Consider the following 23445-nt stretch of genomic DNA (forward strand, 5'->3'; position numbering starts at 1 on the left):
TAGGAGCTGGCTTGCCAGCGAAGACGCCCTTGAGAGCAATGCAAGACTTGATGGCCCATTCGCCGGCAAGCCGGCTCCTACGACAAGGTGGTTGCCGTGGCCTGCAGGCCAGCCAGCAGGAAACGCTGGTACAGGTCTTCACGCAGGCCTTCGGGCTTCTCCAGCCCCATGCGCTCAAGGTGCGCCGGGAATGCCTCAGGCTCCGGCGCATCGAGTGCCGCCTTGCCCAGCTCAAGGATCTCGCTGAGCTTGAACTTGCTCTTCAGCCAGTTCAGTGCCCGCAGCAGGTCACGCTCTTGATCGCTGAAATCACTGCCCAGCGGATACTCCGGAAACAGGTGGCTGTGACGTGCCTGAATATTCTGCAAACGCTGTGGGCTGTTGTCGGTAAAACGCGGATCCAGACGAAAATCCTTTGGCAGTTTTCCGGCTTTCTGTGCCTGCTCCATCAACCCCGGCTGAAAGCGTGAGTCGCTGATATTGAGCAGCGCCTCGATCACTTTCGCATCCGTTTTACCCCGCAGATCGGCAATACCGTACTCGGTGATCACAACGTCCCGCAGATGGCGCGGGATGGTGCAATGGCCGTACTCCCAGACAATGTTGGAACTGACCTCGCCAGCGGACTCACGCCAGCTGCGCAGGATCAGCACCGAGCGAGCATCGTGCAGAGCATGGCCCTGGGCAACGAAGTTGTACTGCCCGCCAACACCACTCAGTACCTTCCCGCCCTGCAACTGATCGGACACCGCCGCCCCCATCAGGGTCATGGTGAAGGCACTGTTGATGAATCGTGCGTCCCGACGCTGCAGGCGCTTGAGGGCCTCGTAGCCATAGAGTTCGTTGATGTAGCTGATGGCGGTCATGTTGAACTCCGCCAGCTTGCCCTTGGGCAGCTCTCGCAGCCGCTGATAGAAACTGCGCGGGCCCAGGAAGAAACCACCGTGGACCGAAACCCCGCCAGCCGTGGCCGGGTCCAGGGTGCCGGCGTTGGCTTGTTGTTGCAGCTCCAGGGTCGGGTAGACCTTGCGCCGCACGATGCCGGCATCCGCCAGGGCCAGCAGACCGTTGACGAACATTTCACTGCAACCGTAAAGGCCCTGGGCAAAGGGCTCGACGCCACCTTCACGGTCAATCAGCGACTGCCATTGGTTCACCTGCAGGTCCGCCAGTAGGGCACGATAACCGTCGTTGTCAGCCTGCCGCGCCAGCAAGGCTGCGGTCAGTGCATCACCCATGGAGCCGATGCCGATCTGCAGGGTGCCGCCGTCGCGCACCAGGGTGCTGGCATGCATGCCGATGCAATGATCCTGAATCCCCACCGGCATGTTCGGCGTGGAAAACAGCGTGCTGTGCTCTTCTTCGTCGATCAGCAGGTCGAGGTCCGCCGCGTCGATCTCGGAGTCCCCGGGCATATAAGGCAGGTCGCTGTGGACCTGACCGAGAATCAGGATGGTCTCCCCTGCGGCACGGCGCTTGGCGATCATCGGCAGCATGTCGAGGGTGATATCCGGGTTGCAGCTCAGGCTCAGACGGCCGGGGTGTTGCGGATCGCGGGCCAGCAGTTGCGCCACCAGGTTCAAGCCGGCGGCGTTGATGTCCCGGGCTGCATGGCTGTAGTTGCTGCTGACGTAGTCCTGCTGCGCTGCGGCGCTGTGTAAAAGGCTGCCGGGCTGCATGAAGAACTGCTCGACGCGGATGTTCGCCGGCAGGCTGTTGCGGTGCAGGTCGGCGAGATAATCCAGTTCCGGGTAGTCGCCGAACACCCGTTCCACAAAGGGTTCGAGAAAGCGCTTCTGCAAGCCGTCGCCCAGGGACGGACGGCCCAGGCTCAGGGCGGTGTAGATCGTCAGTTGGCGTTCGGGCAATTGGGCAATGCGGCGATACAGGGCGTTGGCAAAACGGTTGGGTTTGCCCAGGCCCAGGGGCATGCCCATGTGAATGTGTTGCGGCAAACGGGCGAGCACTTCATCTACCGCATGCTCGATAGAACAGGATTGCAGCATCTGACCCTCCGGGGACCATCCATGAATTGAGGTTGGACCGAGCTTGCCGGGAGTTTGCTGCGTTGAACAGTGCACAGGCTGAATTACGCCCACAAAAAAGCCGCTCGTAAGCGGCTTTTTCGCTGAAGATGGCGGCTTATTTCAGGCCGGACATCTTCTGGATAGCACCTTTGAGCTCGTCATCGGAGCAATCCATGCAAGTGCCTTTAGGCGGCATGGCGTTGATACCGGTGATGGCCTTGGCCAGGATGCCGTCGAGGCCGCCCTGGTGATCGGCGCGCTCTTTCCAGGCTGCGGTGTCACCGATTTTCGGTGCGCCCAACAGGCCGGTGCCGTGGCAAGCATTGCAGTGCTTGGCGATCACGTCATCCGGGGATTTCGCCCCACCGCCGCCGCCAGCAGAAGCAGCGACTTCCATACCCTTGCATTCCTGCCCCTGGACGCAGACCTGGCCAACAGGCTCAAGACGCTTGGCAATGTCATCATTAGTCGCAGCTTGAGCGCTGACTGCCCAAAGGGCCAATACGGTTGCTGGTGCGGCCAGCATTTTCATAATTAGGTTCACGCGTACACCCTCAATGGTGGCTAGTCACGCCTGCGGCCACGGTTTCGCAGGCGGGCGAAAGTATAACGGTTAGCCCGCCACACTGAAACAACCCCAAAGTCGAAGGGGTCTTAATCGCGGCGAAATGTCGCTGGGGCCCTCTCTGCAAGCCTTGCAGGATGCCTCTTGGTCTAGAAATTCGCCGGAGTGGCTGCGCTGATTAGTCGCGCCGGAGCATCGAACGGATTACGAAAACGGTGCGGCTTCGTACTCTCAAAGTAGTAGCTGTCACCGGCTTCGAGGACAAATGTTTCCAGCCCTACCACTAATTCCAGGCGACCCTCGAGGAGAATCCCGGTTTCTTCGCCGTCATGGGTGAGCATCTCTTCGCCAGTGTCGGCGCCCGGCGGATAGATCTCGTTGAGAAAGGCAATGGCGCGACTTGGATGGGCCCGGCCCACCAGCTTCATGGTGACTGCACCATCGGAGATATCGATCAGTTCGTGGGCCTTGTAGACGATCTGAGAAGGCGTTTCCTGGAGAACTTCCTCGGAAAAGAACTCGACCATGGACATGGGAATGCCGCCCAGCACCTTTCGCAGTGAGCTGATCGAGGGGCTGACACTGTTCTTTTCGATCATTGAAATGGTGCTATTGGTGACGCCCGCGCGCTTGGCGAGTTCACGCTGGGAAAGACCTTTCAGTTTACGGATGGATTGTAGTCGTTCACCGACGTCCAATGCGGCAGCCTCCTAGGCGGGAATCAGGCGTTGTTGTAATTGAGCGTTATCATGGCGACAGCGTTCAGTATTTACAACACTTGGCCCCGATTCCCCCGAGGGCAGGCGACTTTCGGTACAACCCGCGCAATCTCAGTCTTCGCAGTACACCAGCGGCACCCGACGCAGGTTGCAGAACAGCTGATAAGGGATGGTATCGGCGGCCAGGGCGACCTCGCTGGCGAGGATGTTCTTGCCCCATAGCTCAACGGTGGAACCCAGCCCGGCCTGAGGCACATCCGTCAGGTCGACACACAGCATGTCCATGGACACCCGGCCCAGCAGGCGGCTGCGCTGACCGTCCACCAACACTGGAGTGCCGGTTGGCGCGTGGCGTGGATAGCCATCGGCATAACCCATGGCGACCACGCCGATGCGCATCGGCTTGTCGGTGATGAACTTGGCGCCATAGCCAACCGGCTCGCCGGCGGGCAGCTCACGCACACAGATCACCTTGGATTCCAGGGTCATGACCGGCTGCAGACGCTCTGCCACGGAGTTGTTTTCTTCGAACGGCGTGGAACCGTAGAGCATGATGCCCGGGCGAACCCAGTCACTTGGCACGCTGGGCCAGCCCAATACTGCGGGCGAATTGCGCAGGCTGATCTCGGCCCCCAGCCCCTGGCGAGCCGCCTCGAATACCGCGACCTGCTCACTGCTGCGTGGGCAGTCCAGCTCATCAGCGCGAGCGAAGTGGCTCATCAGCACGATCTTCTCGACCTTGCCGCTGGCCTGCAGCCGTTGATAGGCCGCCTGGTAATCCTTGGGATGCAGGCCAACCCGGTGCATGCCCGAATCCAGTTTGAGCCAGACCGTCAGCGGCTTGGCCACCGGCGTCTGCTCGATGGCCTCGAGCTGCCACAGCGAATGCACCACACACCAGAAATCATGCTCGACGATCAGCGCCAGCTCAGAGGCTTCGAAGAACCCCTCCAACAACAGCACCGGCGCACGGATGCCGGCGGCGCGCAGTTCCAGGGCTTCCTCGATACAGGCCACGGCAAAGCCATCGGCCTCGCTCTCCAGCGCCTGGGCGCATCGCACCGCGCCATGACCGTAGGCATCGGCCTTGATCACCGCGAGAGCGCGAACACCCGAAACTTCACGGGCCAGTTGGTAGTTATGACGCAGGGCTTGGAGATCGATCAGGGCACGGGCAGGACGCATGGCGGCAGACTTCTAGGCGGTCATGGGGAATAAAAAACCGGTGCTGGATGACGGCGGACCACCACCGGCACCGGGAGAGGGATCTTGTCGCTTAAGGCAGAGCGGCCACTACCGACAGCTCGATGAGGATTTCCGGCTCACAGAGCTTGGCTTCCACAGTAGCCCGGGCCGGTGCCACGCCTTTTGGCAACCACTGGTCCCAGACACTGTTCATGCCTTCGAAATGGGCATCGATGTCCTTCAGGTAGATGGTCACCGACAGCAGCTTGCTTTTGTCGGTGCCGGCCAGGTCCAGCAGACGCTCGATGTTGGCCAGGGTCTCCCGAGTCTGCTGTTCAATTCCGGCCTGCAGGTCGTCACCGACTTGCCCGGACAGATACACCGTACCGCTGTGAACGACGATCTGACTCATGCGCTCATTGGTGAGCTGGCGCTGGATTGACATGTTTAGCTGACTCCTGAGGGTTGCCGTAACGGGAAATATCGAGGCCTTCGGCGCTGATCTGCGGCTTTTTCTTGGCCATCAGGTCCGCAAGCAAACGACCGGAACCACAGGCCATGGTCCAACCGAGGGTGCCATGACCGGTGTTCAAGAACAGATTGCGAAACGGCGTGGCACCGACGATTGGCGTGCCATCCGGGGTGGTAGGACGCAGCCCGGTCCAGAAACTGGCCTGGGACAGATCACCGCCCTGAGGATAGAGATCGTTGACGATCATCTCCAGCGTTTCGCGCCGGCGCGGGTTCAGCGAGAGGTCAAAACCGGCTATTTCAGCCATGCCGCCGACCCGGATACGGTTATCGAAACGGGTGATCGCAACCTTGTAGGTCTCGTCGAGGATGGTCGAAGTCGGAGCCATCGCCGGGTTGGTGATCGGCACGGTCAGGGAGTAGCCCTTGAGCGGGTAGACCGGGGCCTTGATGCCCAGCGGCTTGAGCAGTTGCGGCGAATAGCTGCCCAGCGCCAGCACGTAGCGGTCGGCGGTTTCCAGCTTGCCGTCGATCCATACGCCATTGATCCGGTCGCCGGCGAAGTCGAGGCGCTGGATGTCCTGGCCAAAACGGAACTCCACACCCAGCTTGATGGCCATTTCGGCCAGGCGAGTGGTGAAGATCTGGCAGTCGCCGGTCTGGTCATTTGGCAGACGCAGGGCACCGGCAAGGATGTCGGTGACGTTGGCCAGAGCCGGTTCGACCCGGGCAATGCCCTCGCGATCCAGCAGCTCGAACGGCACGCCGGATTCCTTGAGCACGGCGATGTCTTTCGCCGCGCCGTCCAGTTGCGCCTGGGTGCGGAACAGCTGGGTGGTGCCCAGGCTGCGGCCTTCATAGGCGATACCGGTTTCCGCCCGCAGTTCGTCGAGGCAGTCACGGCTGTATTCGGACAGACGCACCATGCGCTCTTTGTTCACCGCATAACGGCTGGCGGTGCAGTTGCGCAGCATCTGCGCCATCCACAGGTATTGATCGATATCGGCGGTGGCCTTGATTGCCAGCGGTGCGTGGCGCTGCAGCAGCCATTTGATGGCCTTGAGCGGCACGCCCGGAGCAGCCCAGGGCGAGGCATAGCCAGGGGATACCTGACCGGCGTTGGCGAAACTGGTTTCCATGGCTGCAGCCGGCTGGCGGTCCACCACGGTCACATCAAACCCGGCTCGAGCCAGGTAATAGGCACTGGTGGTTCCGATAACGCCACTGCCCAAGACCAGAACGCGCATTTTCATATCCCTCATCGCGGCTTGACCGCTGACGTTTGTTATTCAGAGCAAAGATGGGCGCAGTGTAAGAAACATTGAGCAGTGATTTTCACTATATAACCGCCTATATTTGGCGAGAATTCTCGGCGATATCGCTTTTCACGGAGGGGCATCCCCTATGCGCACCAATCATCAGACCCGTCGTGCCCTGGACAAGATAGATCGCAATATCCTGCGGATACTGCAGGCCGATGGGCGTATTTCCTTCACCGAGCTGGGGGAACGAGTCGGACTCTCCACCACCCCTTGCACCGAGCGAGTGCGCCGCCTGGAACGCGAAGGAATCATCATGGGCTACAACGCCCGGCTCAATCCGCAGCACCTGAAGGGCAGCCTGCTGGTGTTCGTCGAGATCAGCCTGGACTACAAGTCAGGGGATACCTTCGAGGAGTTCCGTCGCGCGGTGCTGAAGCTGCCGCACGTGCTGGAATGCCATCTGGTGTCCGGCGACTTCGACTATCTGGTCAAGGCGCGGATCTCAGAGATGGCGTCCTACCGCAAGCTGCTGGGGGACATCCTGCTCAAGCTGCCCCATGTACGGGAATCCAAGAGCTACATCGTGATGGAGGAAGTGAAGGAGAGCCTGAGCCTGCCCATTCCGGATTGAGATGGGGAGCGCCGGTCCGGGACGCTTTCGCCGGCAAGCCGGCTCCTACAAGGAGTGACGGGCTAGACCAGGACCTGACGATTACTGGCCATGTAGTCGTGGATCTGCTTCTCGACCCGGGGGTGGATCATCTCTACCGGACGCCGGCCGTTGGGACACGGCAGGCTCGGCGTGGTGCCGAACAGGCGACAGATCAGCGGGCGCTCGTCATACACTGTGCAGCCATTGGGGCCCAGGTGCACACAGTTGAGTTCATCCATGGCGGCGTCCTGTTCGGCAGCAGTCTTGCGCGGCAGGCGGGACATTTCCTCAGGTGAAGTAGTCACTGGCCCGCAGCAATCGTGGCAGCCAGGAACGCACTCGAAGGAGGGAATCTGCTGACGCAGGCTGCGGACTATTTGACGGTTACAGCTCATGAAAAGGCTACCGGGACATGAATAGCCGTGAATTCTGCCTCAAATGCCCCGCCGCAGACAGGACCAGGCGTCCTGCGGTTGCCGCAAACGAAAGCCCCGGCTTATGCTCCGGCAATTTTTCAAGACCCCCTGATCAGGACGCTTTCCATGCCCGCCAGTGCTCAGCAATCCGCCTCCAGCGATCGGCACGCCGCCTCTTACTATGCCGCCAGCAGCCTGCCGCAACCTGACTACCCGACACTGGCAGGCGAGCTGACAGCGGACGTGTGCGTGGTAGGCGGCGGGTTCTCGGGGCTCAATACCGCTCTGGAACTGGCCGAGCGCGGGTTCAGTGTGATCCTGCTGGAAGCCCGCAAGATCGGCTGGGGCGCCAGCGGCCGCAACGGCGGACAGTTGATTCGTGGGGTCGGCCACGGCCTGGATCAGTTCACCAAGGTGCTCGGCAACGACGGTGTGCGGCAGATGAAACTCATGGGGCTGGAGGCGGTGGAAATCGTCCGCCAGCGCATCGAACGCCTGCGGATCCCCTGCGATCTGACCTGGGGTTACTGCGACCTGGCCAACAAGCCGGCGGACCTTGAAGGCTTTGCCGAGGACGCCGAAGAACTGCGCAGCCTGGGCTATCGCCACGAAACCCGCCTGTTGCAGGCCGCTGAAATGCACAGCGTGGTGGGCTCCAAACGCTACGTTGGCGGGCTGATCGACATGGGCTCGGGCCATCTGCACCCGCTGAACCTGGCCCTGGGTGAAGCTCAGGCGGCGCAGCAGATGGGCGTGCGTCTGTTCGAGCATTCGGCAGTGACTCGCATCGACTACGGTCCCGAGGTCAAGGTCCACAGCCATCGCGGCACGGTACGGGCCAAGACCCTGGTCCTGGGCTGCAACGCCTACCTCAACGACCTCAACCCGGAGCTGGGGGGCAAGGTGCTGCCGGCCGGCAGCTACATCATTGCCACCGAACCCTTGAGTGAGGCCCAGGCGCAGGAGCTACTGCCTCAGAACATGGCCGTCTGCGACCAGCGCGTAGCCCTGGACTACTACCGACTCTCGGCCGATCGGCGCCTGTTGTTCGGCGGTGCCTGCCACTACTCCGGGCGCGACCCCAAGGACATCGCTGCCTACATGCGGCCGAAGATGCTGGAAGTGTTCCCGCAACTGGCCGAGGTGAAGATTGACTACCAGTGGGGCGGCATGATCGGCATCGGCGCCAACCGCCTGCCACAGATCGGCCGACTCAAGGACCAACCCAATGTGTATTACGCCCAGGCCTATTCAGGCCATGGGCTGAACGCCACGCACCTGGCGGGCAAGTTGCTGGGGGAAGCCATCAGCGGCCAACAGGGTGGCGGTTTCGACCTGTTCGCCAAGGTGCCGCACATCACCTTTCCCGGCGGCAAGCACCTGCGCTCACCACTGCTGGCCCTGGGCATGCTCTGGCATCGCCTGAAAGAGCTGGCCTGACCTTGCGCGGCTCCTTGCCGCCGCTGCGGGATTACAGCCGCCAGAAAGGCTTGAGGCCTTCGGCCCGGGCCTCCTCGCGGCTCAGCCCCACGTCCCGCAACTCCTCGGCGGTCAACTCCAGCAACGCCTTGCGGGTACGCAGCCGATGCCAGTACAAGCCCCAGGGACCCAGCCCGGACGGCGCAGTGCGTGGCAGGGTCGCCGCCGCTCCCCGCTCCTGCTCGGCCTCCAGTTCCTGACTGCGTAACGACAGCCGCACATCGCTCAAGCCGTTCATTTCCATTGCTCCTGTTTGCTCAAGTTGCCATGAGCGAACATGATGGGCGCCGCATCAAAACCAATACAGACCCAATACAGCGGTATTACTTCCATACAGTTTTGCCAAAAATATCGCTGAATCCTGTATTTTTGCCCCATCTGTACTGGTCCTCCGTGACTGCCACTTCGAGCCAACGCCATGACCCTCTATGTGAACCTCGCCGAACTCCTGGGCACCCGCATCGAACAGGGCTTCTATCGCCCCGGTGATCGACTACCCTCGGTGCGCGCCCTGAGCGTAGAACACGGGGTCAGCCTGAGCACAGTGCAGCAGGCCTATCGCCTGCTGGAAGACAACGGCCTGGCCATGCCCAAGCCAAAATCCGGCTACTTCGTCCCCCCCAGCCGTGAGTTGCCCGCCCTGCCGGCGGTCGGTCGCCCGGCCCAGCGGCCGGTGGAAATCTCCCAGTGGGACCAGGTGCTGGAGCTGATCCGCGCGGTGCCGCGCAAGGACGTGGTGCAGCTGGGCCGCGGCATGCCGGACATCACCACACCAACCATGAAGCCCTTGCTGCGGGCCATGGCCCGGCTCAGCCGGCGCCAGGACATGCCCGGCCTGCACTACGACAACATCTACGGCGTGCTGGAATTGCGCGAGCAAGTGGCGCGGCTGATGCTGGATTCCGGCTGCCAGCTGGGGGCCAATGACCTGGTGATCACCACCGGCTGCCACGAGGCCTTGTCCTCCAGCATTCGCGCCATCTGCGAGCCTGGGGACATTGTTGCCGTAGACTCGCCGAGCTTTCACGGCGCCATGCAGACCCTCAAGGGGCTGGGCATGAAGGCCCTGGAAATCCCCACCGACCCGATTACCGGGATCAGCCTGGAAGCCCTGGAACTGGCTCTGGAGCAGTGGCCGATCAAGGCCATACAGTTGACCCCCAACTGCAACAATCCCTTGGGCTACATCATGCCGGAGTCGCGCAAGCGGGCCCTGTTGACCCTGGCCCAGCGCTTCGACGTGGCGATCATCGAGGACGATGTGTATGGCGAACTGGCCTACACCTACCCACGCCCGCGAACCATCAAGTCCTTCGACGACGACGGCAGGGTCCTGCTGTGCAGCTCCTTCTCCAAGACCTTGGCCCCCGGCCTGCGCATCGGCTGGGTCGCGCCCGGCCGCTACTTGGAGCGGGTGCTGCACATGAAGTACATCAGCACCGGTTCCACCGCCACGCAGCCCCAGGTGGCCATCGCCGAGTTCCTGAAAAGCGGCCACTTCGAACCCCATTTGCGCAAGATGCGCACTCAATACCAGCGCAACCGCGACCTGATGCTCGACTGGGTCAGCCGCTATTTCCCCACAGGCACCCGCGCCAGTCGTCCCCAGGGCAGTTTCATGCTGTGGATCGAACTGCCCGAAGGCTTCGACGCTCTGAAACTCAACCGGGCATTGCTCGACCAAGGCGTGCAGATCGCCGTGGGCAGTATCTTTTCCGCCTCGGGCAAGTACCGCAATTGCCTGCGGATGAACTACGCTGCCAAGCCAACCGCGCAGATCGAGGACGCGGTACGCAAAGTCGGCTCCGCAGCCATCAAGCTGCTCAGCGAAACCCAGGACTGAACCCCGGGTCACGTTGCAGGAAGCCAGCCGTCCCATGCCAACCCGCGCCGTGATGCGAGATGACCTGACTTGATCCGTAAACAGGGGTTTATCCTAGCGCTGATCCTGACCCTCGGGCTGGGCGGCTGCGCCACCCAGGAAGTGCCTTACCAGCCCAGCCAAGCGTTGGCCGCCAAGGATTCCAGCTTCGCCCAGTCCATCAGGGCCCAGGCCGCCCCTTACCAGGGACGCTCCGGCTTTCGCTTGCTGCCCAACAGCACTGAAGCCTTCATGGCCCGCGCCGAGCTGATCCGCAACGCCCAGAGCAGCCTCGACCTGCAGTACTACATCGTCCATGACGGCATCAGCACCCGGATGCTGGTACACGAGCTGCTCAAGGCTGCCGATCGAGGCGTGCGGGTACGCATCCTGCTGGACGACACTACCAGTGACGGGCTGGACCAGATCATCGCCACCCTGGCCGCTCACCAGCAGATCCAGATCCGCCTGTTCAACCCGCTGCACCTGGGCCGCAGCACCGGTGTTACCCGAGCCGTGGGCCGGCTGTTCAACCTGTCGCAGCAGCATCGACGGATGCACAACAAGCTGTGGTTGGCGGACAACAGCGTGGCCATCGTCGGCGGGCGCAACCTCGGCGACGAATACTTCGATGCCGAACCCAATCTCAACTTCACCGACATCGACATGTTCAGCGCCGGCCCCGTGGCCGAGCAGTTGGGCCATAGCTTCGACCAATACTGGAACAGCGCCCTGAGCCGGCCCATAGGCGAGTTCCTGTCTTACGCACCTTCAGCCAAGGCCCTGAACAACACCCGCCAGCGCCTGGAAGAGTCGCTACAGGACAGCCGCCGGCAGAACCAGGTCCTGTATCGCCAACTGATGACCTATCAAACCCAGCCGCGCATGGATATCTGGCGCAAGGAACTGATCTGGGCCTGGAACCAAGCCCTGTGGGATGCGCCGACCAAGGTCCTGGCCAAGGGCGATCCCGACCCGCACTTGCTGCTGACCACCCAGTTGGCACCGGAACTCAAGGGCGTCAGCAAGGAACTGATCATGGTCTCGGCCTACTTCGTCCCGGGCCAGCCGGGGCTGGTGTACCTGACCGGCCGGGCTGACGCCGGGGTCGCGGTCAGCCTCTTGACCAACTCCCTGGAAGCCACCGACGTGCCGGTGGTGCATGGCGGCTACGCGCCCTATCGCAAGGCCTTGCTGGAACACGGCGTGAAGCTCTACGAGTTGCGCAGACAACCCGGAGAGCGGGGCGGCGGCAGCGGTCCGCGGCTGTTCCACAGCGGTTCCCTGAAGGGATCGGATTCCAGCCTGCACAGCAAGGCGATGGTCTTCGACCGACAGAAGAGCTTTATCGGCTCGTTCAATTTCGATTCACGCTCAGTGCTGTGGAACACCGAGGTTGGGGTGCTGGTGGACAGCCCCGAACTGGCCGAGCATGTACGCGCCCTGGCCCTGCAAGGGATGGCGCCGCCCCTCAGCTACCAGGTCAAACTGGAGGGCGGCAAGCTGGTCTGGATCACCGAGGACCAAGGGCAGTTGCACAGCCTGAGCCACGAGCCCGGCAGTTGGTGGCGACGCATCAATGCCTGGCTGAGCACCCGCATCGGTCTGGAGCGCATGCTTTGAAGCGCTACAGAGGTTGTGCCTGGACGCTTCCAAAAGCGCCCTGACGCAGCAGCAGAAGCAACAGGCCAAAGGCCCCCGCCGCTACCAGCAGCAACATCGCGTGGCCGGTGACCCACTGACTGCCCGCCCCTGCCACCAAGGGACCGATCAGACAACCGATACCCCACAACTGCGCCACATGGGCATTGGCTCGCACCAGCGCATCGTCGCGATAACGCTCGCCGATCAGGATCAGCGACAAAGTGAACAACCCGCCAGCGCTGGCCCCGAACAGCACCCACAAAGGCCAGATCAATACGCTGTCCAGCAGCAGGGGAATGGCCAGGCTGGAACACAGCAGGATTACCGCGCAACCGGTGAACAGGCCGCGCCGGGAGACGCGATCGGCCAAGGCGCCGATCGGCAGCTGCAACAATGCATCGCCCACCACCACGGTGCTGACCATGGCCAGGGCCACGTCCTCGGTGAAGCCCTGGCTCAAGCAATAAACCGGAAGCAGGGTCAGGATCAGAGCCTCGAAAGTAGCGAACAAGGCCACCGCCCAACCAATCGCCGGCAGCGTCTGACAGAAGCGCCAGAGGTCGATCAGGGTGACATTGCAGGACTCGGTGCTCGGCGCTCCGCTACGCCCCAAGAGCAGCAAGGGCGCCGCCACCAACAACCCCACCGAGACCCAGAAACCGTAGTCCTGCGTGGTACCCAGGACGCCCAGCAGCAAGGGACCCGCCAGCTGGCTCAAGGCATAGCCGCTGCCATACAACGCCACCAGCCGCCCCCGCCACTGCTCCACCACCAGCTGGTTGATCCAGCTTTCCCCCAGGATGAAGATGATGGTCAGCACCACACCCAGGATCAGGCGCAAGGCCAGCCACACCGGATAGCTGGGCAACAGCGCCAGCAGCCCAATAGAGAGCGCACCCGCCCACAGGCACAGGCGCATCAGGTTGGCGGTACCGAAGCGGGCCGCCAGGCGGCTGGAAATCTTCGCGCCCAGCAGCACGCCAATGGCCGGCATCGCCGCTACCACACCTATCGCAAAGGGTCCGTAGCCCCAGCTTTCCAGGCGAAAGGACACCAGCGGCATGGTCATGCCCAGGGCCAGGCCGACACTCAAGACAGCGGATAAAACGGCGAAATAGGTCGCCCAAGGCATTTCCACACTCCTGTGGATCATTATTCTGCAAGCCACAGACAACACAGCCGGACTCCCCTCGCGGGAAGTCCGGCTGCGCTGTGGATCAACAGCTTCGGGCAGGAGCGCCTGTACGGCGTGGCGCTTGCCGGCGAAAGCACCCTGGCGGACGCCATCGCCTCAACCCCGAAGACTCAGAGCTTGATCCAGGTCGCTTTCAGCTCGGTGTACTTGTCGAACGCGTGCAGCGACTTGTCCCGACCATTGCCCGACTGCTTGAAGCCGCCGAACGGCGCGGTCATGTCGCCACCGTCGTACTGGTTGACCCACACGCTACCGGCACGCAGTGCCTTGGCCGTCAGGTGAGCCTTGGAGATGTTCGCAGTCCAGACCGCTGCCGCCAACCCGTACGGGGTGTCGTTGGCAATCTGGATGGCCTCTTCCACGCTGTCGAAAGCAATCACCGACAGCACGGGGCCGAAGATCTCTTCCTGAGCAATCTTCATCGCGTTGCTGACGCCGTCGAAAATCGTCGGCTCGACGTAGGTACCGCCCGTTTCCTGCAGGGTGCGCTTGCCACCGGCCACCAGTTTGGCGCCATCGGCATGACCGGCCTCGATGTAGGACAACACGGTGTTCATCTGCTGGGTGTCCACCAGGGCGCCGACGTTGGTAGCCGGATCCAGTGGGTTGCCCGGTTTCCAGGCTTTCAGGGCCTCGATCACCAGCGGCAGGAATTTGTCCTTGATGGAACGCTCCACCAGCAGGCGGGAACCGGCGGTGCAGACTTCGCCCTGGTTGAAGGCGATGGCGCTGGCAGCGGATTCGGCGGCGGCCTGCAGGTCCGGGGCATCGGCGAACACAATGTTCGGGCTTTTGCCACCGGCTTCCAGCCAGACGCGCTTCATGTTGGATTCACCGGAGTACACCAGCAGTTGCTTGGCGATCTTGGTGGAGCCGGTGAACACCAGGGTGTCCACGTCCATGTGCAGGGCCAGGGCCTTGCCCACGGTGTGGCCGTAACCTGGCAGTACGTTGAACACGCCAGCCGGAATCCCGGCTTCCACCGCCAGGGCCGCGATGCGGATCGCGGTCAGCGGGGATTTTTCCGAAGGCTTGAGGATCACCGAGTTACCGGTGGACAGCGCCGGCCCCAGTTTCCAGCAGGCCATCATCAGCGGGAAGTTCCACGGCACGATGGCCGCGACTACGCCCACGGGCTCACGGGTCACCAGACCCAGTTGGTCGTGGGGGGTGGCAGCGACTTCGTCATAGATCTTGTCGATGGCCTCGCCGCTCCAGCTCAGGGCCTGCGCCGCGCCGGGAACGTCGATTTCCAGGGAGTCGGTGATGGGCTTGCCCATGTCCAGGGTTTCCAGGAGCGCAAGCTCTTGGGCGTGTTGCTTGAGCAGGCCGGCAAAACGAATCATGACGGACTTGCGCTTGGCCGGCGCCAGGCGCGACCAGACGCCAGAGTTGAAGGTGGCGCGGGCATTGTCCACGGCGCGCTGGGCATCGGCGGCGTCACAGCTGGCAATGGTTGCCAGCACACGGCCGTCTACCGGGCTGATGCACTCGAAGGTGTCATTGGAAACAGATGCGGTGTATTCACCGTTGATGTAGGCGCGGCCTTCGATTTTCAGGTCGCGGGCACGTTGTTCCCAATCGGCACGAGTCAGGGTGGTCATACGAGTGTCCTCCTCTTATTTGAATACAAGCGCCATGCGAACTACGCCGGCACTCATGAAGAATTCTGCCCGGCCAGCCTGTTTTCGGCCAAAGGCACCCGCCACCCTAAACCAGCGACCCCTGTACTTTCAATATATTTGACAAAGTCCGGGCAAACGCCATTGCTATGTGCATTTTAATAAACATAGACTTTGGCCTTCATAGCCACTCGCGCCGCAATCACGGGGGAATACAAGAATGAGCATCCACAACGTCGTCGACTTCAGCCAGGCCAACACCGAGGGTGAACGCTACCGCCCTGCTCCGGAAAAAATCCTCAAGGGCGATCCCGAGCAAGCGGTGTTCAACCACTACGGCAGCCCCTGCGGGCAGCTCAATGCCGGGATCTGGGAAGGCGCAGTGGGCCAATGGACGGTGAACTTCACCGAACACGAATACTGCGAGATTCTCCAGGGCGTGTCGGTGCTGCGAGACAACGACGGCAACGCCAAGACCTTGCGCTCTGGCGACCGCTTTGTGATCCCGGCCGGCTTCAAGGGCACCTGGGAAGTGCTGGAGCCCTGCCGCAAGGTCTACGTGGCCTTCGAACAGAAAGCCTGAATCCCAGGCACAAAAAAACCCGCTTGAAGGCGGGTTTTTTTGTCAGAAGAAAAATCAATTACTTGATTTTGCCTTCCTTGTAGATCACGTGCTTACGAACAACCGGATCATATTTCTTGATCTCGATTTTGTCCGGAGTAGTACGCTTGTTCTTGTCGGTAGTGTAGAAGTGACCAGTACCGGCGCTCGAGATCAAACGAATCAATTCACGCATGATTAGCTCCCTTAAACCTTGCCGCCATCGCGACGGATTTCGGCCAGCACGACATCAATGCCGCGCTTGTCGATGATACGCATGCCTTTGGCAGATACGCGCAGACGCACAAAACGTTTCTCGGACTCAACCCAGAAGCGGTGATGCTGCAGGTTCGGCAGGAAACGACGACGGGTTTTGTTGTTTGCGTGGGAAATGTTATTCCCAGTCACCGGACCCTTACCGGTAACTTGACAGACTCTAGACATGCCTCAGCCCTCTAAAACCACATGCCCAACCCGGCATGGGTTGGCCGCTTAATCTCTCAGTCATTTGGCGCCAGGCGCCGCGTTTCTTTAGGGTCTTACCGGCTACACCTACAAGCGAAGGAACCGGGCCCCTAGAAAAGAGCGCTGCTTTATACCAGAAAGACCCCATAGCAACAACAGCCGCTGTGTGCAGGATGATGAAAAGTCCTGATTTTCTTGCGCCGGACGCCTGCGGCAAAGGCTACCGCAGAAATCTACCGCTCGTCGCAGAATATATTTCTCTCGAAACCCCGGGAACAAATCTGCCGCTGAACGCGGGCCTATCTGTGCAAAATCACGGCTCGGGCCCTGACCGCGCCCCAGGTTTCAGCGGCGGATACAAAAGGGATAGTCATTTTACAAAGAGGCCACTAGGGTAAGGCATTTCCAGACTGCACTCGCAGATGGGCTTTCGATCTGCACAAGGAACCCGACCATGCGTCTCGCCGCCCTCCCGCTCCTGCTCGCCCCTCTTCTGAGCCCGTTGGCCCAGGCCGCCGCGTTGAGCGTCTGCACCGAAGCCAGCCCGGAAGGCTTCGACGTGGTGCAGTACAACTCGCTGACCACCACCAACGCGTCCGCCGACGTACTGATGAACCGCCTGGTGGAATTCGACGCTGTCAGCGGCAAGGTGGTCCCCAGCCTGGCCGATAGCTGGGAAGTCTCCGCGGATGGCCTGAGCTATGTCTTCAAGCTGCATCCCAAGGTCAAGTTTCACCGTACCGACTACTTCAACCCCAGCCGTGAGCTGACCGCCGAAGACGTCAAATTCAGCTTCGAGCGCATGCTCGACCCAGCCCAACCGTGGCACAAGGTCGCCCAGAGCGGTTTCCCACACGCCCAATCCCTGCAGTTGCCCAGCCTGATCAAGAAGATCGACGCCCTGGACCCGCTGACCGTGCGCTTTACCCTGGATCACGCCGACTCGACCTTCCTTCCCACGCTGAGCATGGGCTTCGCCTCGATCTACTCCGCGGAGTACGCCGACCAGTTGCTCAAGGCCGGTACCCCGGAGAAGCTCAACAGCCAGCCAATCGGCAGCGGCCCGTTCATTTTCGGGCGCTTCCAGAAAGACGCCTCGATCCGCTACAAGGCCAACCGCGACTACTTTGCCGGCAAACCGGCGGTAGACTCGCTGATATTCGCCATCACCCCAGACGCCAACGTGCGCCTGCAGAAACTGCGGCGCAATGAGTGCCAGATCGCCCTGTCGCCCAAGCCCCTGGATGTCCAGGCCGCCAGTGACGATCCAACCCTGAAGATCGAGAAAACTGCTGCCTTCATGACGGCCTTTGTCGCGATCAACAGCCAGCATCCGCCTCTGGACAAACCCGAAGTACGCCAGGCGATCAACCTGGCCTTCGACAAGGCCCACTACCTCAAGACGGTGTTCGAAGGCACCGCCGAGGCCGCCAACGGCCCCTACCCGGCCAATACCTGGAGCTACGCCAAGGAGCTGCCGGGTTACGCCCATGACCCGGAAAAAGCTCGTCAGTTGCTGGCCAAGGCAGGCTTGAAAAACGGCTTCGAGACCACGATCTGGACCCGCCCCTCCGGCAGCCTGCTCAACCCCAACCCGAGCCTGGGCGCCCAACTGCTGCAGGCGGACCTGGCCCAAGTGGGAATCCAGGCGGAAATCCGCGTGATCGAATGGGGCGAGCTGATCCGCCGGGCCAAGGCCGGCGAACATGACCTGCTGTTCATGGGCTGGGCCGGCGACAACGGCGACCCGGATAACTTCCTCACACCACAGTTCACCTGTGCAGCGGTCAAATCCGGCACCAACTTCGCCCGCTACTGCGACCAGAACCTGGACAAGCTGATTACCGCCGGCAAGACCACCAGCGAACAGGGCGTGCGCAGCAAGCTCTACCAACAGGCCCAGACCCAGATCCAGCAACAGGCGCTGTGGCTCCCCCTGGCTCACCCGACCGCTTTCGCCCTGACCCGCAAACAGGTCGAGGGTTATCAAGTGAGCCCCTTCGGCCGCCAGGACTACTCAAAGGTCAGCGTCAAATGACACACAGGCCAGCTTCAAGGTCAGTGCCGACCTTGAAGCTGGCCGCCTTCAGATCCAGCCATACTCGGCCATGGACAACGGATCGCCCTCTCCCACGATGAAGTGATCCAGCACCCTTACATCGATCAACTCCAGTGCTTCCTGCAAACGCCGGGTCACCACTCGATCGGCCGGGCTGGGCTCAGAGATACCCGATGGATGGTTGTGACAGAGAATCACCGCTGCGGCGTTATGCGCCAGGGTGCGCTTGAGCACTTGCCGCGGGTACACCGTGGTGCTGTCGATCGAACCTTGAAACAGCACCTCAAAGGCCAGGACCCGATGCTTGGTGTCGAGAAACAGACAGCCAAACACCTCGTGGGGCTCGTGTCGCAGCATCGACTTCAGGTAATCACGCACCACCAGCGGACTTTCCAGGGCCGACTGCCGGTGGAGTTTTTCTGCCAGATGCCGACGCGCCATCTCCAACACCGCTTGCAACAGGGCGTACTTGGCCGGCCCCAACCCCAACTGACGGGTGAAGGTCAGCTGATCGGCTTCCAGCAGACTGCGCAAGCTGCCGAAGCGATGCAACAGGTGCCGCGCCAGGTCGACCGCACTTTTTCCGGCTACCCCGGTGCGCAGGAAAATAGCCAGTAATTCGGCGTCAGAAAGACTGATGGCGCCCTGCTCCAGAAGCCGTTCCCGCGGGCGCTCCGCCGCAGGCCAATCACGAATACTCATCACACCTCCCTGTGCATGGCGCCGCTGTTCGGCAGCGGGCGCTGTGCTATCTTAGCCCCCTCTTTTTTGCGTGGTATTTCACCTGGGGAGGGGGCATGCCACGCAGCAATCACTGAACGGAAAAACAGGCCTATGCAGCGGCTGTATCGGAAACGCATCGTGCTCGGCGTCGGCGGCGGCATTGCCGCCTATAAGAGCGCGGAGCTGGTTCGCCGACTCCTCGACCAGGGCGCCGAAGTGCGTGTGGTCATGACTCGGGGCGGCAGTGAATTCATCACCCCGCTGACCATGCAGGCTCTCTCCGGGCACCCGGTCCATCTCGACCTGCTGGATCCGGCCGCAGAAGCTGCCATGGGCCACATCGAGCTGGCCAAATGGGCCGACCTGGTCCTGATCGCCCCCGCCACGGCCGACCTGATCGCCCGCCTGGCCCAGGGCATCGCCGATGACCTGCTGACCACTCTGGTCCTGGCCACAGACGCCACCGTCGCCATCGCCCCGGCCATGAATCAGGCCATGTGGCGCGACCCTGCCACCCAGGCCAACACCCAATTGCTGCAAAGCCGTGGCCTGCGGGTCTTCGGCCCGGCCTCCGGCAGCCAGGCCTGTGGCGACGTCGGTCTGGGCCGCATGCTGGAAGCCAACGATCTGGCGCTGTGCGCCGCCGACTGCTTCCAGCACCTGGCACTGACCGGTAAACACCTGCTGATCACGGCCGGGCCCACGCAGGAAAACATCGATCCGGTGCGCTACATCACCAACCATAGCTCAGGAAAAATGGGCTTCGCCCTGGCCGAGGCTGCCGTCGAAGCCGGCGCCCGGGTCACTCTGATCACCGGACCGGTGTACCTGCCGACCCCCGACAGAGTCACTCGGATCGACGTAGTCAGCGCTCGCGACATGCTCGCGGCCTGCGAGGCGGCCATCCCGTGCGACGTTTTCATCGCCTCCGCGGCGGTCGCGGACTACCGCCCGGAAGTCGTCGCCCCACAGAAATTAAAGAAAGACCCTACGAAAGGTGACGGCCTGCTACTACAGATGGTGCGCAACCCAGATATCCTGGCCACCATCGCTACGCGGCCGGACCGGCCATTCAGTGTCGGTTTCGCCGCCGAAACCGAAAATCTGCTCGACTACGCTGCACGCAAATTGAAGGACAAGAACCTCGACCTGATCGTCGCCAACGACGTAGCCAACCCGAGCATTGGCTTCAACAGCGAGGAAAACGCCTGCAGCGTGATTGACCGGGAGTTGCACGCAACTCTCTTCGCCCAGACCAGCAAGGGCAAGATTGCCCGCCAACTGATCTCTTTTATCGCCGAACGGCTGAACCAGGTTTAACTTCAATGCACGCTTTACAAGCCAAGATCCTCGACCCACGCATCGGCAACGAATTCCCTCTGCCGCAGTACGCCACGCCGGGCTCCGCCGGCCTCGACCTGCGGGCTATGCTCAAGGAAGACACCATCCTGGAGCCAGGCCAGACGCTGCTGATCCCTACCGGGCTGTCGGTCTACATTGGCGATCCGGGCCTCGCGGCGCTGATCCTGCCGCGCTCCGGCCTGGGCCATAAACACGGCATCGTGCTGGGTAACCTGGTAGGCCTGATCGACTCGGACTACCAGGGCGAACTGATGGTTTCCTGCTGGAACCGCGGCCAGACCGCCTTCAATATCGCTGTTGGCGAGCGTATCGCCCAACTGGTGCTGGTGCCGGTGGTGCAGGCGCACTTCGAAGTGGTTGAGGCTTTTGATGAAAGTCAGCGTGGCGCAGGCGGTTTCGGCCACTCCGGTAGTCACTGATTGCGCGCCCTCGGACCGGGCACCTGGCCCGGCCCGAGGGTGGCTGCAGGGGATTCAAGGATAAATGACCGCCGGTTTCTGCATGGCCCCATGGGCCTGTCAAATCGGGCTCTTGAGCATCAGCAGACCGGCAAGTGCCCTCCGGATGGCACTTTCACAGTACGAACTCTATGCTGAAAACGCCGTCATACCCTTCAGTTTGAGCCCGCCGGCCTGTCATTTCCCCGGCCGTACTGCCCCCTCTTCAAATGGAGCACCCTCAGTGATGAGCAACGCAGCCAAAGTCGCCCCGACATTTCCCGAGAGCATCTTCCGCGCCTATGACATCCGCGGCGTTGTACCGCAAACCCTGACCGCCGAAACCGCCTACTGGATCGGTCGCGCCATTGGCTCCCAGAGCCTTGAACAAGGCGAACCCGATGTTTGCGTGGGGCGCGACGGTCGCCTGTCCGGGCCAGAGCTGGTAGCGCAACTGATCCAGGGCCTGCACGACAGCGGCTGCCACGTCAGCGATGTCGGCCTGGTACCGACCCCTGCCCTGTACTACGCCGCCAACGTCCTGGCCGGCAAGTCCGGCGTGATGCTCACCGGCAGCCACAACCCGTCGAACTACAACGGTTTCAAGATCGTCATTGCCGGCGACACCCTGGCCAACGAACAGATCCAGGCCCTGCACCAGCGCCTCAAGACCAACAACCTGAGCAGCGCCAAGGGCAGCATCACCAAGGTCGACATCCTGCCGCGCTACGCCGACGAGATCACCCGGGACGTGAAGCTGGCCCGCCGCCTGAAAGTCGTGGTGGATTGCGGCAACGGCGCCGCCGGGGTCATTGCCCCGCAACTGATCGAGGCCTTGAACTGCGAAGTCATTCCGCTGTTCTGCGAGGTGGACGGCAACTTCCCCAATCATCACCCGGACCCGGGCAAACCCGAGAACCTTGAAGACCTGATCGCCAAGGTCAAGGAAACCGGCGCCGACCTGGGCCTGGCCTTCGACGGTGACGGCGATCGCGTCGGCGTGGTGACCAACACCGGCAGTATCGTTTACCCCGATCGCCTGCTGATGCTGTTCGCCAAGGATGTGGTGGCGCGCAACCCGGACGCGGAGATCATCTTCGACGTCAAATGCACCCGGCGCCTGATTCCACTGATCAAGGAATATGGCGGTCGCCCACTAATGTGGAAAACCGGTCACTCGTTGATCAAAAAGAAAATGAAACAGACCGGTGCCCTGCTGGCCGGCGAGATGAGCGGCCACGTGTTCTTCAAGGAGCGCTGGTTCGGTTTCGACGACGGCATTTATAGCGCCGCACGGTTGCTGGAGATTCTCAGCAAGGAAAAATCCACTGCAGAAGAGTTGTTCGCGACCTTCCCGAACGATATTTCTACGCCGGAAATCAATATCCATGTGACCGAAGAGAGCAAATTCAGCATCATTGATGCCCTGCACGACGCGCAGTGGGGCGCAGGCGCCGACCTGACCACCATTGACGGGGTGCGAGTCGACTATGCCAAGGGCTGGGGCCTGGTTCGCGCCTCCAACACCACCCCTGTGCTGGTGCTGCGCTTCGAGGCTGATGACGAAGCCGAGCTGCAGCGGATCAAGGACGTGTTCCACGTCCAGCTGAAACGTGTTGCACCTGATCTCCAACTACCGTTTTGACTGTTTGAAGCACCGGAGCCCTGAATGACCATCGAACGCGATGCCGCCGCCAATACCGCCAAGGTCCTATCCGAAGCGCTGCCCTACATTCGCCGCTATGTCGGCAAGACCCTGGTGATCAAGTACGGCGGCAACGCTATGGAGAGCGAGGAGCTGAAAACCGGCTTCGCCCGCGACATCGTGCTGATGAAGGCTGTCGGGATCAACCCGGTGGTGGTGCACGGCGGCGGCCCGCAAATCGGTGACCTGCTCAAGCGCTTGTCGATCGAAAGCCACTTCGTCGATGGCATGCGCGTGACTGACGCACAGACCATGGACGTGGTGGAGATGGTCCTCGGCGGCCAGGTCAACAAGGACATCGTCAACCTGATCAACCGTCACGGCGGCAGCGCTATCGGCCTGACCGGTAAAGATGCCGAGCTGATCCGGGCGAAGAAACTTACAGTGACCCGCCAGACACCGGAAATGACCACGCCTGAAATCATCGATATCGGCCATGTGGGCGAAGTGGTCGGGATCAACACCGACCTGCTGAACCTGCTGGTCAAGGGTGACTTCATCCCGGTGATCGCGCCGATCGGCGTTGGCGCCAACGGCGAGTCCTACAACATCAACGCCGACCTGGTCGCCGGAAAGGTGGCTGAAGCACTGAAAGCCGAAAAGCTGATGCTGCTGACCAACATCGCCGGTCTGATGGACAAGTCCGGCAAGGTCCTGACCGGCCTGAGCACCCAGCAGGTAGACGAGCTGATCGCCGATGGCACTATCTACGGCGGCATGCTGCCGAAAATCCGCTGTGCCCTGGAAGCAGTACAAGGCGGCGTCGGCAGTTCCCTGATCATCGACGGTCGCGTACCCAATGCGATTTTGCTGGAGATCTTCACCGATACCGGTGTTGGCACCCTGATCAGCAACCGCAAGCGCCCTTAAGCGACAGCCACAAAAAAGCCCCCGCCCGGCATCCCGGGCGGGGGCTTTTTTATCGACGCAATCTTTGTAGGAGCTGGCTTGTGTAGGAGCTGGCTTGCCAGCGAAGGCGCTCACACGGGCAACTC

The 23445-nt window shown here is 61.7% G+C and carries 22 protein-coding genes and 1 pseudogene; 10 read left to right on the forward strand and 13 right to left on the reverse strand.

Annotation, left to right across the window (positions count from 1 at the left end; all coding sequences use genetic code 11):
- Nucleotides 1–77: 77 nt before the first annotated feature.
- The 6 genes from P7C00_RS31360 to dadA form a co-directional block, all read right to left on the reverse strand.
- Entirely contained in the window at nt 78–2006 is a 1929-nt protein-coding gene (locus tag P7C00_RS31360; RefSeq protein WP_404937901.1) for an acetyl-CoA hydrolase/transferase C-terminal domain-containing protein, read from the reverse strand.
- A gap of 136 nt (nt 2007–2142) precedes the next feature.
- Entirely contained in the window at nt 2143–2559 is a 417-nt protein-coding gene (locus P7C00_RS31365) for a cytochrome c5 family protein (RefSeq protein ID WP_123726819.1), read from the reverse strand.
- A gap of 182 nt (nt 2560–2741) precedes the next feature.
- Complete coding sequence (locus tag P7C00_RS31370; protein ID WP_123726820.1) at nt 2742–3290, reverse strand: cupin domain-containing protein; 549 nt, start codon at nt 3288–3290, stop codon at nt 2742–2744.
- A gap of 132 nt (nt 3291–3422) precedes the next feature.
- Nucleotides 3423–4496, reverse strand: a complete 1074-nt coding sequence (gene alr, locus P7C00_RS31375) for an alanine racemase (protein ID WP_404937902.1) — start codon at nt 4494–4496, stop codon at nt 3423–3425.
- 91 nt (nt 4497–4587) lie between these two features.
- Complete coding sequence (locus P7C00_RS31380; RefSeq protein WP_346633408.1) at nt 4588–4941, reverse strand: RidA family protein; 354 nt, start codon at nt 4939–4941, stop codon at nt 4588–4590.
- Nucleotides 4913–6214, reverse strand: coding sequence for a D-amino acid dehydrogenase (gene dadA / locus P7C00_RS31385; RefSeq protein ID WP_123726853.1), 1302 nt, complete (start codon nt 6212–6214; stop codon nt 4913–4915). Before dadA ends, P7C00_RS31380 begins: the two co-directional genes overlap by 29 nt.
- Nucleotides 6215–6371: 157 nt before the next feature.
- Here dadA and P7C00_RS31390 point away from each other — a divergent pair, with 157 nt between their 5' ends.
- A complete protein-coding gene (locus tag P7C00_RS31390; RefSeq protein WP_011064210.1) occupies nt 6372–6860 on the forward strand; it encodes an Lrp/AsnC ligand binding domain-containing protein in 489 nt (162 codons plus the stop codon).
- Nucleotides 6861–6922: 62 nt separating this feature from the next.
- Here P7C00_RS31390 and P7C00_RS31395 read toward each other — a convergent pair whose 3' ends face one another.
- The gene (locus tag P7C00_RS31395) at nt 6923–7276 is read right to left on the reverse strand and encodes a YkgJ family cysteine cluster protein (RefSeq protein ID WP_102862531.1); all 354 of its coding nucleotides are present in this window, start codon (nt 7274–7276) and stop codon (nt 6923–6925) included.
- A 147-nt stretch (nt 7277–7423) separates the two neighbouring features.
- Between P7C00_RS31395 and P7C00_RS31400 the strand changes: the two genes are divergently transcribed.
- On the forward strand, nt 7424–8737 hold the full coding sequence (locus tag P7C00_RS31400) for an NAD(P)/FAD-dependent oxidoreductase (RefSeq protein WP_404937903.1): 1314 nt from the start codon (nt 7424–7426) through the stop codon (nt 8735–8737).
- 31 nt (nt 8738–8768) lie between these two features.
- Here P7C00_RS31400 and P7C00_RS31405 read toward each other — a convergent pair whose 3' ends face one another.
- A complete protein-coding gene (locus tag P7C00_RS31405; RefSeq protein ID WP_404937904.1) occupies nt 8769–9014 on the reverse strand; it encodes a DUF1127 domain-containing protein in 246 nt (81 codons plus the stop codon).
- 180 nt (nt 9015–9194) lie between these two features.
- Here P7C00_RS31405 and P7C00_RS31410 point away from each other — a divergent pair, with 180 nt between their 5' ends.
- Together P7C00_RS31410 and P7C00_RS31415 are read left to right on the forward strand one after the other, a co-directional pair.
- Nucleotides 9195–10619: a PLP-dependent aminotransferase family protein gene (locus P7C00_RS31410; protein ID WP_404937905.1), complete on the forward strand. Its 1425-nt coding sequence runs from the start codon at nt 9195–9197 to the stop codon at nt 10617–10619.
- Nucleotides 10620–10691: 72 nt separating this feature from the next.
- Nucleotides 10692–12260, forward strand: a complete 1569-nt coding sequence (locus P7C00_RS31415; RefSeq protein ID WP_404940118.1) for a phospholipase D family protein — start codon at nt 10692–10694, stop codon at nt 12258–12260.
- A 4-nt stretch (nt 12261–12264) separates the two neighbouring features.
- On the opposite strand, the gene P7C00_RS31420 is transcribed toward P7C00_RS31415, so the two are convergent.
- Together P7C00_RS31420 and P7C00_RS31425 are read right to left on the reverse strand one after the other, a co-directional pair.
- Nucleotides 12265–13413 (reverse strand): MFS transporter, encoded by a 1149-nt coding sequence (locus P7C00_RS31420; RefSeq protein ID WP_346633414.1) that lies wholly within the window; start codon nt 13411–13413, stop codon nt 12265–12267.
- A gap of 173 nt (nt 13414–13586) precedes the next feature.
- The gene (locus P7C00_RS31425) at nt 13587–15080 is read right to left on the reverse strand and encodes an aldehyde dehydrogenase (protein ID WP_346633415.1); all 1494 of its coding nucleotides are present in this window, start codon (nt 15078–15080) and stop codon (nt 13587–13589) included.
- Between the two features lie 238 nt (nt 15081–15318).
- On the opposite strand from P7C00_RS31425, the gene P7C00_RS31430 reads away from it, so the two are divergent.
- Complete coding sequence (locus P7C00_RS31430; protein WP_346633416.1) at nt 15319–15681, forward strand: cupin domain-containing protein; 363 nt, start codon at nt 15319–15321, stop codon at nt 15679–15681.
- 58 nt (nt 15682–15739) lie between these two features.
- Here the strand turns inward: P7C00_RS31430 and rpmG are convergent, their stop codons facing one another.
- Both rpmG and rpmB read right to left on the reverse strand, forming a co-directional pair.
- A complete protein-coding gene (gene rpmG / locus P7C00_RS31435; RefSeq protein ID WP_003177274.1) occupies nt 15740–15895 on the reverse strand; it encodes a 50S ribosomal protein L33 in 156 nt (51 codons plus the stop codon).
- A gap of 11 nt (nt 15896–15906) precedes the next feature.
- Nucleotides 15907–16143, reverse strand: coding sequence for a 50S ribosomal protein L28 (gene rpmB / locus P7C00_RS31440; RefSeq protein ID WP_011064219.1), 237 nt, complete (start codon nt 16141–16143; stop codon nt 15907–15909).
- A gap of 475 nt (nt 16144–16618) precedes the next feature.
- On the opposite strand from rpmB, the gene P7C00_RS31445 reads away from it, so the two are divergent.
- On the forward strand, nt 16619–18202 hold the full coding sequence (locus P7C00_RS31445; RefSeq protein ID WP_346633417.1) for an ABC transporter substrate-binding protein: 1584 nt from the start codon (nt 16619–16621) through the stop codon (nt 18200–18202).
- Nucleotides 18203–18250: 48 nt separating this feature from the next.
- Here P7C00_RS31445 and radC read toward each other — a convergent pair whose 3' ends face one another.
- Nucleotides 18251–18925, reverse strand: a complete 675-nt coding sequence (radC, locus tag P7C00_RS31450) for a DNA repair protein RadC (RefSeq protein ID WP_102881287.1) — start codon at nt 18923–18925, stop codon at nt 18251–18253.
- 132 nt (nt 18926–19057) lie between these two features.
- Between radC and coaBC the strand changes: the two genes are divergently transcribed.
- From coaBC to argB, 4 genes and pseudogenes are all read left to right on the forward strand, one after another.
- Complete coding sequence (gene coaBC / locus P7C00_RS31455; RefSeq protein ID WP_346633418.1) at nt 19058–20266, forward strand: bifunctional phosphopantothenoylcysteine decarboxylase/phosphopantothenate--cysteine ligase CoaBC; 1209 nt, start codon at nt 19058–19060, stop codon at nt 20264–20266.
- A gap of 5 nt (nt 20267–20271) precedes the next feature.
- The gene (gene dut / locus P7C00_RS31460; protein WP_102862261.1) at nt 20272–20727 is read left to right on the forward strand and encodes a dUTP diphosphatase; all 456 of its coding nucleotides are present in this window, start codon (nt 20272–20274) and stop codon (nt 20725–20727) included.
- A gap of 262 nt (nt 20728–20989) precedes the next feature.
- Nucleotides 20990–22390, forward strand: a pseudogene (locus P7C00_RS31465) (phosphomannomutase/phosphoglucomutase); the annotation flags it as partial.
- Between the two features lie 24 nt (nt 22391–22414).
- Nucleotides 22415–23320 carry an acetylglutamate kinase gene (argB, locus tag P7C00_RS31470; protein WP_011064225.1) on the forward strand — a complete coding sequence of 302 codons (906 nt, stop codon included), beginning with the start codon at nt 22415–22417 and terminating at the stop codon, nt 23318–23320.
- The last annotated feature ends 125 nt before the right edge of the window (nt 23321–23445 follow it).

The organism is Pseudomonas sp. JDS08PS003 (genome assembly GCF_045013505.1).
Classification (GTDB): Bacteria; Pseudomonadota; Gammaproteobacteria; order Pseudomonadales; family Pseudomonadaceae; genus Aquipseudomonas; species Aquipseudomonas protegens_B.

Coding starts and splice junctions, on each gene's coding strand:
- P7C00_RS31360 (WP_404937901.1), bottom strand. CDS start 2,006: ATGCTGCAATCCTGTTCTATCGAGCATGCGGTAGATGAAGTGCTCGCC.
- P7C00_RS31365 (WP_123726819.1), bottom strand. CDS start 2,559: ATGAAAATGCTGGCCGCACCAGCAACCGTATTGGCCCTTTGGGCAGTC.
- alr (WP_404937902.1), bottom strand. CDS start 4,496: ATGCGTCCTGCCCGTGCCCTGATCGATCTCCAAGCCCTGCGTCATAAC.
- P7C00_RS31380 (WP_346633408.1), bottom strand. CDS start 4,941: ATGTCAATCCAGCGCCAGCTCACCAATGAGCGCATGAGTCAGATCGTC.
- dadA (WP_123726853.1), bottom strand. CDS start 6,214: ATGCGCGTTCTGGTCTTGGGCAGTGGCGTTATCGGAACCACCAGTGCC.
- P7C00_RS31390 (WP_011064210.1), top strand. CDS start 6,372: ATGCGCACCAATCATCAGACCCGTCGTGCCCTGGACAAGATAGATCGC.
- P7C00_RS31395 (WP_102862531.1), bottom strand. CDS start 7,276: ATGAGCTGTAACCGTCAAATAGTCCGCAGCCTGCGTCAGCAGATTCCC.
- P7C00_RS31400 (WP_404937903.1), top strand. CDS start 7,424: ATGCCCGCCAGTGCTCAGCAATCCGCCTCCAGCGATCGGCACGCCGCC.
- P7C00_RS31405 (WP_404937904.1), bottom strand. CDS start 9,014: ATGAACGGCTTGAGCGATGTGCGGCTGTCGTTACGCAGTCAGGAACTG.
- P7C00_RS31410 (WP_404937905.1), top strand. CDS start 9,195: ATGACCCTCTATGTGAACCTCGCCGAACTCCTGGGCACCCGCATCGAA.
- P7C00_RS31420 (WP_346633414.1), bottom strand. CDS start 13,413: ATGCCTTGGGCGACCTATTTCGCCGTTTTATCCGCTGTCTTGAGTGTC.
- P7C00_RS31425 (WP_346633415.1), bottom strand. CDS start 15,080: ATGACCACCCTGACTCGTGCCGATTGGGAACAACGTGCCCGCGACCTG.
- P7C00_RS31430 (WP_346633416.1), top strand. CDS start 15,319: ATGAGCATCCACAACGTCGTCGACTTCAGCCAGGCCAACACCGAGGGT.
- rpmG (WP_003177274.1), bottom strand. CDS start 15,895: ATGCGTGAATTGATTCGTTTGATCTCGAGCGCCGGTACTGGTCACTTC.
- rpmB (WP_011064219.1), bottom strand. CDS start 16,143: ATGTCTAGAGTCTGTCAAGTTACCGGTAAGGGTCCGGTGACTGGGAAT.
- P7C00_RS31445 (WP_346633417.1), top strand. CDS start 16,619: ATGCGTCTCGCCGCCCTCCCGCTCCTGCTCGCCCCTCTTCTGAGCCCG.
- radC (WP_102881287.1), bottom strand. CDS start 18,925: ATGAGTATTCGTGATTGGCCTGCGGCGGAGCGCCCGCGGGAACGGCTT.
- coaBC (WP_346633418.1), top strand. CDS start 19,058: ATGCAGCGGCTGTATCGGAAACGCATCGTGCTCGGCGTCGGCGGCGGC.
- dut (WP_102862261.1), top strand. CDS start 20,272: ATGCACGCTTTACAAGCCAAGATCCTCGACCCACGCATCGGCAACGAA.
- argB (WP_011064225.1), top strand. CDS start 22,415: ATGACCATCGAACGCGATGCCGCCGCCAATACCGCCAAGGTCCTATCC.